The sequence below is a fragment of the Psychroserpens ponticola genome (assembly GCF_023556315.2).
Taxonomy (GTDB): domain Bacteria; phylum Bacteroidota; class Bacteroidia; order Flavobacteriales; family Flavobacteriaceae; genus Psychroserpens; species Psychroserpens ponticola.
The window spans coordinates 766188-780780 of sequence record NZ_CP116221.1; the positions used below are offsets into that span (position 1 = coordinate 766188).

The 14593-nt window shown below is 29.8% G+C and carries 13 protein-coding genes; all 13 read left to right on the forward strand.

What is annotated here, in order from left to right; translation table 11 throughout:
• Positions 1-25 precede the first annotated feature (25 nt).
• The 13 genes from MUN68_RS03335 (at position 26) to MUN68_RS03395 (ending at position 14584) form a co-directional block, all read left to right on the forward strand.
• A complete protein-coding gene (locus MUN68_RS03335; RefSeq protein ID WP_249995302.1) occupies positions 26-1213 on the forward strand; it encodes a glycosyltransferase family 4 protein in 1188 nt (395 codons plus the stop codon).
• 38 nt (positions 1214-1251) lie between these two features.
• A complete protein-coding gene (locus MUN68_RS03340) occupies positions 1252-2679 on the forward strand; it encodes an MBOAT family O-acyltransferase (protein ID WP_249995303.1) in 1428 nt (475 codons plus the stop codon).
• Between the two features lie 2 nt (positions 2680-2681).
• Positions 2682-3578, forward strand: a complete 897-nt coding sequence (locus MUN68_RS03345; protein ID WP_249995304.1) for a hypothetical protein — start codon at positions 2682-2684, stop codon at positions 3576-3578.
• A gap of 133 nt (positions 3579-3711) precedes the next feature.
• Positions 3712-4506 carry an FkbM family methyltransferase gene (locus tag MUN68_RS03350; protein WP_249995305.1) on the forward strand — a complete coding sequence of 265 codons (795 nt, stop codon included), beginning with the start codon at positions 3712-3714 and terminating at the stop codon, positions 4504-4506.
• A gap of 33 nt (positions 4507-4539) precedes the next feature.
• The gene (locus MUN68_RS03355) at positions 4540-5367 is read left to right on the forward strand and encodes an FkbM family methyltransferase (protein ID WP_249995306.1); all 828 of its coding nucleotides are present in this window, start codon (positions 4540-4542) and stop codon (positions 5365-5367) included.
• Positions 5367-6695, forward strand: a complete 1329-nt coding sequence (locus MUN68_RS03360) for a glycosyltransferase family 2 protein (protein WP_249995307.1) — start codon at positions 5367-5369, stop codon at positions 6693-6695. Before MUN68_RS03355 ends, MUN68_RS03360 begins: the two co-directional genes overlap by 1 nt.
• Entirely contained in the window at positions 6692-7789 is a 1098-nt protein-coding gene (locus MUN68_RS03365; RefSeq protein ID WP_249995308.1) for a glycosyltransferase family 4 protein, read from the forward strand. The genes MUN68_RS03360 and MUN68_RS03365 overlap by 4 nt, the downstream gene beginning before the upstream one ends.
• A gap of 41 nt (positions 7790-7830) precedes the next feature.
• Positions 7831-9276 carry an MBOAT family O-acyltransferase gene (locus tag MUN68_RS03370; RefSeq protein ID WP_249995309.1) on the forward strand — a complete coding sequence of 482 codons (1446 nt, stop codon included), beginning with the start codon at positions 7831-7833 and terminating at the stop codon, positions 9274-9276.
• Positions 9276-10232, forward strand: a complete 957-nt coding sequence (locus MUN68_RS03375; protein WP_249995310.1) for a hypothetical protein — start codon at positions 9276-9278, stop codon at positions 10230-10232. The genes MUN68_RS03370 and MUN68_RS03375 overlap by 1 nt, the downstream gene beginning before the upstream one ends.
• On the forward strand, positions 10229-11359 hold the full coding sequence (locus MUN68_RS03380; protein WP_249995311.1) for a glycosyltransferase: 1131 nt from the start codon (positions 10229-10231) through the stop codon (positions 11357-11359). Before MUN68_RS03375 ends, MUN68_RS03380 begins: the two co-directional genes overlap by 4 nt.
• Positions 11360-11442: 83 nt before the next feature.
• Positions 11443-13053, forward strand: a complete 1611-nt coding sequence (locus MUN68_RS03385; protein ID WP_249995312.1) for a polysaccharide deacetylase family protein — start codon at positions 11443-11445, stop codon at positions 13051-13053.
• The gene (locus tag MUN68_RS03390; protein ID WP_249995313.1) at positions 13050-14123 is read left to right on the forward strand and encodes a lipid II:glycine glycyltransferase FemX; all 1074 of its coding nucleotides are present in this window, start codon (positions 13050-13052) and stop codon (positions 14121-14123) included. Before MUN68_RS03385 ends, MUN68_RS03390 begins: the two co-directional genes overlap by 4 nt.
• Positions 14120-14584, forward strand: coding sequence for a hypothetical protein (locus MUN68_RS03395; protein ID WP_249995314.1), 465 nt, complete (start codon positions 14120-14122; stop codon positions 14582-14584). Before MUN68_RS03390 ends, MUN68_RS03395 begins: the two co-directional genes overlap by 4 nt.
• The last annotated feature ends 9 nt before the right edge of the window (positions 14585-14593 follow it).

Genomic DNA, 14593 nt, shown 5'->3' on the forward strand with positions numbered 1-14593 from the left:
TGATAATTAAAACAAACACTAATACATGAAAATAGGACTCGTCCTTCCTTCAACTCCTGGTTACTCTGAAACTTTTTTTACTTCAAAAATTAAAGGGCTTCAAGAGCATGGTTTTAGTGTTGTGTTACTAACACAAACCATAGGGAAAAATTTTGATTTATGCCCTGTTGTTAAGGCACCAAAAATTTATAAAAGCACAGCTCTTCAAATGATTGCCATGATATTTGTGTTTTTAAAATTATTATGGCATTTAAAACCTGTAATCAATTATATAAAACTAGAACGGCAAGAAAATATTTCAACCTCTCGTATTATTAAAAAGGTATATTTTAATTCACATTTGTTAAGTCAAAAATTAGATTGGTTGCATTTTGGATTTACAACTCAAGCTTTAGAAAGCGAACTTGTAGCAAAAGCAATTCGAGCTAAAATGGCTGTGAGTTTTAGAGGATTTGATATTAATGTTTATCCTGTGAAACACCCAAATTGTTATGATTTGGTTTGGAAACATGTAAATAAAGTGCATAGTATTTCAATAGATTTACTCCAAAAAGCTTATGGTCTAGGACTGGCTAATGATTCATCTTACAAAGTAATAACACCAGCTGTTGATGTTTCAAATTTTAATGCTAGGAAGGATTTTAAATCTGAAAACTCAAAGCTTAAAATTATCACTATAGCAAGATTAAACTGGATAAAAGGATTGGATCATGCACTAAATGCGATGAAGCTTTTAAACGATAAAGGTTTAGAATTTGAATATCATATTATAGGATCTGGTACACCAACAGAAATTGAACGTTATACATTTCAGTTGCATCAAAATCAATTGCAAAACCATGTATTTCTTCATGGTAAGTTATCACATGAAGAGACATTATTAAAATTATGTTCAGCTGATATTTATCTACAGCCAAGCATACAAGAAGGATTTTGTAATGCGGTTTTAGAAGCCCAAGCAATGGGATTATTGTGTTTAGCTACCAATGGAGGAGCACTCAATGAAAATATCATACACGAAAAAACAGGTTGGATAGTTCCTAAAAGAGCGCCTAGATTAATAGCAGAAAAAATTCTTGAGATTAATGAATTATCTGACAATGAAAAAAAATCAATCTCAAAAAATGCAATTAATCATGTAATGGCTAACTTTAATGTCAAAGAACAGCAAAAACAATTTGTTGATTTTTATAATAATGAAATACGTTTGTAATTAGTACATGAATTTCAAAGCCATTTAAATAAGAATACATGTTATTCAATTCGTTAGATTTTGCCATATTTCTACCTATAGTATTTATACTGTATTGGTTTCTGTTTAAGAAATCTATTCGATTGCAAAATCTATTGATTGTGCTTGCTAGCTACGTGTTTTATGCATGGTGGGATTGGCGTTTTTTGAGTTTGATAATATTTAGTAGTTTGTTAGATTATTTTGTCGCAAATCTACTGAAAGATGAGCAACGAAATTTTAAAAGAAAAGTATTCGTTTCTATAAGTGTTTTCTTCAATCTAGGGCTTTTAGGAGTGTTTAAGTATTGCAATTTTTTTGTAGACAGTTGGATTGCAGCTTGGGAAAGTTTAGGGATTAGCATGCAAGCGAGTACTCTGAATATCATTTTGCCTGTTGGAATTTCTTTTTATACGTTTCAAACTTTGAGTTATACTATTGATGTGTATCGTAAAAAAATTGAGCCAACACAACATTTGTTGCAGTTCATGGCTTATGTTGCATTTTTTCCGCAATTAGTAGCAGGTCCAATTGAACGCGCTACTCAATTATTGCCTCAATTTCAAAAAGCACGTGTATTTAATAGTGATTTTGCTATGAGTGGTGTATATCTAATTATTTGGGGATTGTTTAAAAAAGTTGTTGTTGCAGATAATTGCGCATTTTTTGTAAACCAAATTTTTAACTCTCCAGGAGACTGCTCTTCCATTGAATTACTAGTTGGTGCTATTCTGTTTGGTTTCCAGATTTATGGTGATTTTTCAGGATATTCTGATATTGCAATTGGTGTAGCGCGTTTATTTGGGTTTTCATTAATGACAAATTTTGTATTTCCATATTTTTCAAGAGATATTGCTGAGTTTTGGAGGCGTTGGCATATTTCACTTTCAACTTGGTTTCGCGATTATTTATACATTCCATTAGGTGGCTCAAGAGGTAAACGTTATACACAAATTCGAAATGTGATGATTGTGTTTTTGGTTAGCGGATTTTGGCATGGTGCTAATTGGACTTTTATAGTTTGGGGTTTAATTCACGGACTCCTATTTTTGCCTTTATTGCTCTCAAAAAGCAACAGGAATCACATTACTAAAACTCGAATCGTACTGAAGCAATTGCCAAAAATAGTTTTAACTTTTATGTTGGTAACATTTGCTTGGGTATTTTTTAGAGCAGATAGTATACATATGGCATATGATTATATTTTAAATATTCTAGAATTTTCTGGCTGGAGTTTAGAATTGTTTTACAAAAGCTCTAAAATGCTATTATTTAGCAGTATTATTCTAACATCTTTATTGGTGATGCTTGTTTTTGAGTTTTTAACTTTACAACGTAATCAAAGGGAAGTGCATTTAAATCAATTGTCTGCAATTTTCATTGTCATGTTAATCATATTTATGGGTGTTTTTAAAAATCCTTCAGATTTTATTTATTTTCAGTTTTAGTTATGAGTATTTTTCTAAAAAAAATAGGTATTTTAATTATTAGCACTTTCGTTATAGCTAATCTGTTGTCTTATATTAGTCTGTGGACTTTAAGACAAAGTAGTTTTTATAAACCTTCGTTTTTGGTTAATGCTGTTTCTGAAACGAATTTTGATTATATTGTACTTGGTGCAAGTACTGGATTAACTACACTTGATACACAGGTTATCGATTCTCTTAGTGGTAAAAAAGGTATTAATCTAGCAATTGATGATACGTCAATTTCTAGTCAGTATTTAATGCTTGAACATTTTTTGGCATTAGGGAAAACAACAAAAATATGTGTCATTGCACCAAGTTTTACATCATTTGATACTCAAATTCAAAGTCTAAATGCAAACGACTATAGGTTTTTGCCATATGTAGATCGTTCTTATGTTTCAGACTATTTTCAGTCTTTTTCTTCAGTGAATGCTAAACTATTGTCTGGAAGTAAATATTTTCCTATGTTAGGCGTTTCTTATTATAATTCTGAAGTGTTTTATCCATCACTATTAAGTGTTTTTCAACCAAATCGCCACAACCGATTTGATACTAATGGTAATTATACGTATCCAGTACAAGACCTAATGTCTGGACATATTAAAAATCGGCAATCTATAAAATTGAATTTTAAAAATGGTGCTCTAAAGAAAATTCAGGAGCTTTGTGATAGAAACAATATTGAGCTAATTTGCTATATCTCACCAATTAAGAATATAGAAATTGTAAGTAATACTTCTGATTATGAGATTATTAATCATAGTGATGTTTTAATAAAAACAGATTACTTTTTTGACAATGTTCATGTCAATAGCTTAGGACGTCAAGTCATTAGTGAACGTTTCGCAAATGATTTAAGTTCTTATTTTAAGGATTAAAAAACATCAAATTATATCAAATTAAGAATTTCTATTCAATTCTAATCTTTATATTTAACTTGCATGCATATTTTATATTTAAATCAACACATTAATGAATTTTAAGAGAACAATAAAAAGGTTTTATCATTCTATGAAACCCAAAAAAAACAATTTTGTTGAGGTTAACTTATGTGGTGTTCCTTTAAACGTTTTACCAGGCGCAGTTAGAACAAAAGTAGATCAAGATGATACTTGGTGGTTTTATCTTACTAAGCATCACAATATCATTTATGATGTTGGATGTAATATTGGTTATACTGCGTTATTAGCATTAATTCAAGATACTAACAAACAAATTGTTCTTGTTGATCCTAATCCTGTCGCATTGCAACATGCAGCAATGAATATTATTAATAATGGTTTAGGTCGTAGAGTACAATATCTCACTGCTTTTGTTGGAGATAAATTAGACGATACTGTTAAATTTTATACTGTAGGTTCAGGAGCCGCTGGAAGTATGTATGCTTCGCATGCTGAAACTGCTTCTGCTATGAATTCATTTATGGATGTGAATACAATAACTTTAGATTATATGTATGACTTTTATGGAATCAAACCAGATTTAGTGAAAATTGATGTTGAAGGAGCAGAAACTTTAGTAATGAAGGCAGCTACTAAATTAGCAAAGGAAACGAAATGTACCTTTTTTATTGAAATGCATAATGTTGAGAATTTAGGTATGGAAGCTGCTGGTGATTTAATGGTTCAATGGTGCAACGAAAATGATTATAAAGCGTGGTATTTAAAAACACAAGAAGTGCTTTCGTCTGGAACACCTATTGCTACAAGAGGGAAATGTCACTTATTGTTATTGCCTAAAGATGCAGCTTATCCAGAATATCTGAAAGCTGTAGTTCAAAATAGCCCACTTCCTAATCATATATAGTAGTTTAAATTACATAAAAAAATAAAGATGCAGATGCTTGTATATTTCTATAATAAAATACCAAAGTCATTAAGGCATAAGGTTGGAAAAGCTAAGGCATTAAAATCTGTAAGAGATTTAATTTTTAGAAATAAGGGTGTCTTTAGAGAGAGTATCGTCAAAATTAATAGATCGTATCTAGAGTTTCCAGTTGAATTTAAATTTGTAGCGTCTATAAAAGATGCCTCTAAAGCATATTCTAAAGGTGTCGAAAATACCTTGCTCAGAAATTCAATTACACTTCTTAAAAAATATAATAAAGATTTACATGACATTTCAATTTTAGATATTGGAGCTAATTTTGGTTATTTAAGCTTAGTCTGGGCAAAATCTGTTTGCAAAACAGGACAGGTTATTTCATTTGAACCTAATAAAAATGTTTATAATAGCTTATTAAAATCTATTGCGATTAATAACTTAAATAATATTCAAGTTGAAAATTTAGCGATTGGAAATGAAAACAAGTCTGTCAATTTATTTTTTGAAAACTCTACCACTTCAAATGTTATACAATCTGATATTTCTCAATCATTAGGAACTATTCAAATGATTAGAATTGATGACTTTATTAAAAGTCAAAAATTAACTCAATGTCATTTAGTTAAAATTGATGTAGATGGAATAGAATTAGATATTTTGAAAGGGAGCATAAACATGCTAAATAAATTTAGACCAATAGTTATTGTCGAAATTAATGATGATATACGAATTGTAGAGTTTTTTATTGAAAACAATTATCAAGTATTAAATGGAAACCTAAAAGAATACGATTCAAATAAACCGTTGCCACCAAATATATATTGCATTCCAAAATCAAATTGATGCTATTCAGTTTCTTAAAATACTTACAGCCAACTCATTATTTTCTAAGCTTTACTAAAGCAGGTCATTCTATATTTCCTAAAGTAGATGCGTTGCCTTCTAATATTTTAAGTCAATTACATCAGGATGATCAATACCTTTCTGAAGAAGCAAAAGCATACGATGTATCATGGCAAGCCATACAGTCAGGATATATTGGAGAAGTTGCAACCTATCAAAAGTTTGTAAAACTCCCATTAAAAGATAATTACCGTTTTATTCGAAAAAATTTCCATTCGGTTTGGGTGTTTTACGTGTTTTTATGTCGCATACTTTCATTTCATAATCCGTTTAAAGAATGTGTTGCTTGGCTAAGCACAAGAAATGTTAATCAGATAAAAGAAGTAGAAAATTCTATTGTTTATAAAGATTGGGATTCATTTCAATCCCAGTTAATTGAAGAAAAACCACTTGTAAGTGTTATTATTCCTACTTTAAATCGATATGAGTATTTAAAAGACGTATTAAAAGATTTAGAAGCTCAAGATTATTCTAATTTTGAGGTGATTGTGGTGGATCAATCTGATGATTTTAATGAGAAATTTTATAAGAATTTTAACCTGAATTTTCAAATTGTTAATCAAAAGGAAAAAGCCTTATGGTTGGCAAGAAATACTGCTATTAAAACAAGTAAAGGCGATTGGGTTGCTTTGTCTGAAGATGATGTTCGGATCGGTCCAGATTGGATAAGTATGCACCTAAAATGTCTCGACTTTTTTAATTCTAAGATTTCTGCAGGTGTATTTTATCCTGAAGGTCAGTACATACCAAAATCTCGTTCGTTTTTTGCAGTTGCGTCTCAATTTGCAACAGGAAATGCAATGCTACATAAAACTGTTTTTAAAAATGTAGGTTTATTTGATCGTCAGTTTGAAAAGCAGCGAATGGGAGATGGCGAGTTTGGAATGAGGCTTTATTTAGAAGGATTGAAAAGCATTTCAAATCCGTTCGCTTCTTGTGTCGATGTAAAAGCAGGAACTGGAGGATTAAGAGAAATGGGAAGTTGGGATGCGTTTAGACCTTCAAACTTTTTAGCTCCAAGACCAATACCAAGTGTTTTATACTATTTCAGAAGGTATTTTGGGAATTCGTCAGCTAGACTAGCATTGTTAAGAACTGTGCCAATCTCAATTATGCCATACCAATTCAAAAAAAATAAACCATTATTGTTTGTCGGACTAATAGTAACAATTTTAATATTGCCAATAGTTGTGTTTCAAGTATGGAAATCTTGGAATTTATCTAGTAAAAAAATAAAAGAAGGCGCTTTAATTGAAGTCTTAACATGATCACATTGAAGTCAAATATTGTAATCGTAACATCAGAATTTCCACCACAACCTGGAGGAATAGGAAATCATGCGTATAATTTGGCATTGCATTTAAGCAACCTTGGTTATCAAGTTAAGGTAATTGCAGATCAACGTTCAAAAACAGGTGACGAAGAATTAGAATTTGATAAATCATTACCATTTTCTGTAGAGCGCATCAAATTGTATAAGTTTCGATTTATAATGTATTTAAAACGGATTATACTTACTATTAAATACATTAAAAGTGCAACGTATTGTATTGCTACTGGGAAATTTTCCTTATGGAATGTTGCTTTTTGTAGACTTTTTTTTAATCGAAAAACTATTGCAGTAGTTCACGGAACTGAAGTTAATTTTAAGTCTGCTTTGTTGCGAAAATCTATTAATTTTTCACTGAAACGTTTTGATGAAATTGTAGCAGTTTCTAATTATACCAAAAGTCTGATTTCGCATTTGAATAAAAAAATTATTGTGATTCCAAATGGTATTACAACATCAGAATGGAAGAATTCAAAGGAGAAAATTAAACTCAAAGGTCAGCCAGTTATAACTACGGTTGGTCGTGTGAGTTCTAGAAAAGGTCAGTTAAATGTCATTCAACATCTTCCACAACTTGTAAAACAATTTCCTGAGTTGCATTACCATTGTGTAGGTATTCCTACTGAAGCTGATGCGTTTATTAAGGTTGCAGAATCCTTAAAAGTTGCGTCTTATGTTACGTTTCACGGCAGTGTAACAGAAGATGAATTAAAACAATCAATAGAGGCTACAGATATTTTTGTAATGTTGAGCACAGAAAGTATGACAGGTGATGTTGAAGGATTCGGAATAGCGATCTTAGAAGCTAATGCCATGGGAATTCCTGCAATAGGTGCTAAGGGCTGCGGAATAGAAGATGCCATAAATAATGGTAAATCTGGATTTTTAATTGATGTTAAAAACACCAACGAGTTTAAAGAGCGTATTTTACAAATACTTCAGAATACCACAAAATTTAAAACTGAAGCTGTGACTTGGGCAAACACTCATGATTGGTCACATATAATTAAACGCTATGAAGAATTATTTTAGACGAGTCAAAACTCTATAAATTAATATTAAGGAATTAACCAATGATTTTTAACTCATTAGACTTCGCTATTTTCTTGCCAATCGTCTTTGTACTGTATTGGTTTGTGACAAATAGAAGTTTGAAACTCCAAAATGTATTGCTTGTCGTTTCTAGTTATTTCTTCTATGGATGGTGGGATTGGCGTTTTTTATCACTGATTCTTTTTAGTACACTAGTTGATTTTTTTGTTGGAAAAGCAGTGGCAAAAGAGCAAGGTAAAACTAAAAGGCGAATGTTGCTTTGGATTAGCATTTTAGTGAATATTGGGTTTCTAGGTTTTTTTAAATATTACAATTTTTTTCTAGATAATTTTGTGTCAGCTTTTTCGTTTTTTGGAAATGAAATCAATGCCAATTCATTAAATATTATATTACCAGTAGGTATTAGTTTTTATACCTTTCAAACACTTAGTTACACTATTGACGTATATAATAGAAAATTAAAACCTACCCAGGATTTTATTTCATTTGCAGCTTTTGTTAGCTTCTTTCCACAATTAGTCGCAGGTCCAATTGAAAGAGCAACAAATTTATTACCTCAGTTTTATGCGAAAAGAAAATTTAAATATGCCAACGCAGTTGATGGTTTACGTCAAATACTTTGGGGTTTGTTTAAAAAAGTAGTGATAGCAGATAATTGTGCCAAATATGCCAATTATATATTTGATAATTCAGCAGATTTAAGTGGAAGCACTTTAGTTTTAGGTGCTGTCTTTTTTACATTTCAAATTTATGGAGACTTTTCTGGGTATTCTGATATAGCCATTGGTGTTTCTAGGTTGTTTGGTTTTAATCTAAAACAAAATTTTGCATTTCCTTATTTCTCAAGAGATATTGCTGAATTTTGGAGACGATGGCACATGTCATTGTCAACATGGTTTAGAGATTATCTTTACATTCCGCTAGGAGGAAGTAGAGGAACATTAACTAAGACCATTAGGAATGTTTTTATCATTTTTATTGTAAGTGGGTTTTGGCATGGTGCTAACTGGACATTTATAATTTGGGGCGCATTAAACGCGCTGTATTTTTTACCCATATTGCTTACAAAAAATAATCGCAATCACTTAAATACAATAGCAGAAGGCAAATACTTGCCAAGCTTTAAAGAGTTTAGCTTAATGTTTGTGACCTTTGCTTTAACAGTTTTTGCATGGATCTTTTTTAGAGCAGAAACTATAGCGCATGCTTTTAGTTATATTTCTGGGATTTTCACAGAATCTCTTTTCTCGATGCCATATTTTAAAGATGGAACTTTGGCAATACCTACATTAATATTAGTCATGTTTTTTGTGATTATTGAATGGTTTGGTAGAGAAGATCAATATGGAATTGAATCTCTCTTAATGAAAAATAAATTATTAAAATGGTGTTTTTACTACTTGATTTTGATTTTAATTTTTGTTTTCGCAGGAACTAGTCAGGAATTTATTTACTTTCAATTTTGATGAAGAAGTTCATTTTAAAAATATTAACTTTTGTTGTTCCAATTCTTGTATTGGCTTATGGAATTGATGCTTATCTCTCAAATAATTTGAGGAAATCAAGAGTATTTGCACATTTGGAATATCCAATTTGGAATGATATTCTTGAAAGTAATTTAAATGCTGATATATTAATTCACGGAAGTTCTCGTGCTTGGGTTCATATAGCTCCTAAAATTTTAGAAGACACATTGCATTTATCTTCCTATAATCTTGGTGTTGATGGTCATACATTTAATATGCAACAATTGCGACATGAATTGGCATTAAAATATAATGAGAAACCAAAAATGATTATTCATTCTGTTGATGCTACAACATTGCAAAAAGGGAATTTCTATAATGCTGAACAAATCTTACCTTTCATGCTTTGGGATGAAGATTTCGAAAAGTACACATCTAATTATACATCATATTCCTACTTAGATTATAAGCTTCCAATTTTAAGATATTATGGTGAAACTGATGCTATTTCCACAGCATTTAAAATGAGTTTTAAAAGTTCAACGAATAATGAGCAAAGAATAAAAGGGTATCAAGGGCAAGAAAGAATATGGAATCAGGATTTTGATAATGCAAAAAAAATAATGAAACACTATGAGGTTGTAATTGATGAAGATCTCAAACAAAGATTTAATGAGTATCTTAAAGCTTGTAAAGCTAGTGATATTGAAGTAGTATTAGTTTATACTCCTGTTTATATTGAAGGGCAAGAGTTTATTAAAAACATAGATGAAATAAAGAAAACTTACACCAATTTTGCTGAAACTTATAATTTTAAGTTTTTTGATTTTACAAATGATGACATCTGTTTTGATAAATCATATTTTTATAATGCAAGGCACCTGAATAAAAATGGGTCAGAACTTTTTACGAAGAAATTAGCATCTAAAATAAAAACAGACCTAATTAAAAAATGAAAACACTAACCATAATTTCACATACCGAGCATTACAAATTGTCAAATGGAACTATTGTCGGTTTAGCATCTACTGTTACTGAAATTAATCATCTTTTAAAGGTATTTGATCAAATTAACCATGTGGCAATGTTGCATTCTACATCTGCTCCTGCGAGTACATTACCTTATTTGTCAGATAGAGTGAAGCTTATTCCTTTAAAGGCTGTTGGTGGACAAAGGTTTGTCGATAAGTTTTCAGTAATATGGCAAGCACCTAAAGTTATAAACGTTGTGAAAAAAGCTTTAAAGCAAAGTGATTGTTTTCAGTTTAGAGCACCAACAGGAATAGGCGTATATGTTATTCCTTATTTGTTTTTTTTTAGTGCTAAAACCGGTTGGTTTAAATATGCAGGAAACTGGAAACAAAGTAATGCACCTTTAGCTTATAGATTTCAAAAATGGATGTTAGAAAAACAAAATCGACATGTTACTATTAATGGTTCATGGGCCAATCAACCAAGTCAATGCTTAACATTTGAAAATCCTTGTTTAAGCAAAGAAGACATTGAAAAAGGACATCGAGTAGCAAAAAATAAAACTTTTAGCAATAACCTTATTAATTTTTGTTTTGTAGGTAGACTTGAAGAGGCAAAAGGAATTGATTTGCTAATTAATGCTTTTAAAAGTCTAAATGAAAAGGATTCATCTAAAGTTGGAACTATTCATGTTGTTGGAGATGGAAAAAGGATGGAGGTTTATAAAAATGACACTAAAGATTCTAAATTAAATTTTCATTTTCATGGTTTTTTGTCAAGAGATATGGTTCATGAAATCTATATTAAATCTCATGCAATTGTTTTACCATCATCTTCGGAAGGTTTTCCAAAAGTAATTGCTGAAGCTTTAAATTTTGGATGTTTGCCTGTTGTGTCTAATGTGTCTGGAATTTCCAATTACATTAAAGATGGCCAAAATGGGTTTTTATTAGACGATATTTCGGTTGAAGAAATAGCTGTAAAATTACAATGCATTTTGAGCCTTTCAGCACAAGACTATTTAGAAATGTTGAATTGTAATAGAGAGCAAATAGAAAAATTTACGTTTGATTTTTACAATTCAAGAGTGCAAAATGAATTGATTAAATAATCTTTATGTGAAATAACAATAAGAATTGATGAGATTTTCGCGTAATTTGCTTATTCAAATTCCAAAACAAGTAATAAAAGTATATGATTAAATCAATTCAGCTTTTAAGCAAGGAAATAAACAAGAACATTGACTTTACTTTTGTTCATGATTATAAAGTTCTGCTTGATGCTTTAGAAGGTGATTTATCATCCTTTTCCTTAAAAATTGAATTTAATTGCCTTATAGTTTCTTTCAGAAATCATGATTACACTTGGGTTGATATTAATCAGAGACGAATATCAAATTGGTACTCACCAAAACTTTTAAAGTTAGAAAACAATCAAATAGTTCAGTCTAATCAAAATATTGGTATTTGGGATGTAAATACAAATAGAAAAAATATTTTACTCTGGCATTTTAATCCTGATAATGCTAATCCAATTTCAAGTTATGATAAGAGTAATTCAAAAAACATTACTCAGGCAGTTTCTAAGGTTAATTTAGATGAACCATTATCTTTTTTATTTTCAAATCATTTTGGAATTGAAGTTAGTAGATCTAAATTCCCTTTTTCTGCAATTGCATGTTTTACTGATCATTGTGATTTTGATACATTGAATAATTTAATTGAACAACGACATTTTTTTAAAGAACATAATATAAAAGTAACTAAGGGTTTTTTTCTAAACCACTATTCAAAACGAAAAGATACCGCTTCGATTGAATTTAATAAGGATGAAATAGAAGAATGGATTAAAGATGGTCATGAATTAGCTTATCATTCATTATCTCAGTCTTTAAAGTCACAAGAAGAAAGTTTTATAGACTTTTTGTCCTTCAAACCTCCTTTTGAAAATATTTCCACTTGGATAGATCATGGATTTCAGCCTTATAATTTTACTTTGTCTAATTGTAAAGATGAAATAAAGGATAATTACGGAAATCATTTAAAGGAAAGACATATTAATAAGTTATGGAGTTATATAGATTCAGGTACTGCTGTTGACGGCGTAATTAATCAAATTAATCCAAACTATTTTACCTTGCATTCGTTTTATAAAGGCATCAATCACCTAGGCGTTAAAGCAGTTACTAGTTTAATGATTAAAAATATAATTTTCCATTATTTTAATGATGATTATGGATTAAGCCTATACAGACAAGTTGCTAATTATGTTAAAACAATAAAGCTAAAAAAAAGCCGAATTAAGCATCTGTATTTTGCAGTTAATATGATTAAATTGATGGTGCTTTTTATACCAATTATATTATTTTGGAGATTTAAAAGGCATAAGGTATATCAATTAGCAGAATTCGCACCAGTATTTTTCGAGCATATTATAAATGGAAAATCATTTACTGTGTTTCAAACATTAGAAATGATCAATTTTAAGAGAGCTTTAAGTAAAAATAATCTTGATTTGTTAATTAGAGAAAAGGGATTGTTTATTGCTCATACTTATTTTTCCGCACCAATGAATTATCATAAAGGAAAATTATTTGATGATGATAATGATAAAATTGATTCAGAAGTAGAAGAACGATTTAAATATTTGTCTCAGAAAATAAATTCAAAAGACATTTGGAATCCAACTTTAAAGGAGTTAATTACGCATATGAAAAAAATTAATCACATTGTATTTGATTGTAATGAAAAGGGTGAGATTTTTATAATTAATGATTATAAATTAGTTTCTAGACAAGTTAAATGAAGGAATTAATATTTACAAAAGATAGCGCTTGGCTAAAGAAGTGGGATGAGTTTTTGGTAAATAATCCCAAAGGAAGCCATTTAATATTATCAGATTGGCTGAAATCATATAAGTCTTATGGTTTTGATTTTGAATTAGGGTTAGTATTAGAAAATGATAAAATAGTAGGTGGCTATGGTGCTGTGATTCCCAAGTTTATGTTTTTTAAATTTTATATCATACCTCATGGTTTAGTTTATGATAGTGATTATGAACATCTTTTTGAAACTCATGTGCCAGAAATAAAAAATAGAGCAAAGCAAAAAGGCTGTTGTTACATGCAAATTAGTGTTCCATTATCATCAAATAAAATGATACATGCAAATACATACAGACCCCAAGACGTTTCATTTTTAGAACCCATATTAAAAAAAGGAAAATTATTTAATTATGTGTATAGTGGTTATGGGTTAAATTGGGTTGAATTGCAAGGGTTTAATGAAGAAGAATTATTGAACACCCTAAAGTCAAATACGAGAAGAGATATTAGAGCTGGTTTAAGAAAACATGATGCATTTAGGTTACTTACTACCGAATCTGACATTAAACGAGCATACCAATTATGTCAACAAAATGCTGATGAACATGGTTATGCACTCAGATCATGGACAGATTTTAAAACAACCGTTTTAGATCTTATAGAAAAAGGAATTGCTCATTTTATTGGAGTATTCAAAGATGAAGATCAAAAAGGAGCTGTTTTTATTGTACAATCAGGAGGTTTTTATACCTACATTTTTGGAGGCACAAAACGTGAACATCCAAATCTTTTAAGTGGTTATGTATTGCAATGGGAAGCTCTAAAAATGTCTATCAATAAAAATTTTAATGGTTATAATATATCAATGGGTGGATCAAGAGGTGTGCTAAATTTTAAATCAAAATTTAGTACAACTGCAATTCCTTATGAAAACCCTCATTATCATAGTGTTTTAAATGGATTTTATTTCAAGTTGTTTTTATTTTTAGATAAGTATTTAGAACCATATAAGGCAAAGATTTCAAAAGTACTCTCAAAATTAAGCAGATGAAAAGACTACTTAGAAAATTAAAGATTGTTTTAATTGATGTTTATATATATCAAATGATAGACTATAAACCAACTAATATAGCTAACAATTATGCAATAAAGACGTCTGTTGAAGGTGAAAAAACACGTTATTTCATTGAAGATAATGATAGAGTTGTTCATAAAAGTTACTTGATTCCGAATGTGTTTTTATTGAATTCGATTAAAAAGAATGGGCTTGCAATAGGTGATTGTGTTACTGTAAAAAGTCATAGAGGTAAATCAATTTATCCTTATGTAATTAATAAAATTGCTAAAGATGTTTTAGATAAAAAAGAAGAAGATATATATGTCATAGTAAATGTAGATAATCAAAGTTCAATAAAAGGAATTGAAAAGGCTAGATTTACCAAAATAGCTTCTGTAAACGCTAAGAGATGGCTTTGGTTTTATTTGAAAAAGAAAGTGAAAAACTATAATTAATTGGCTACT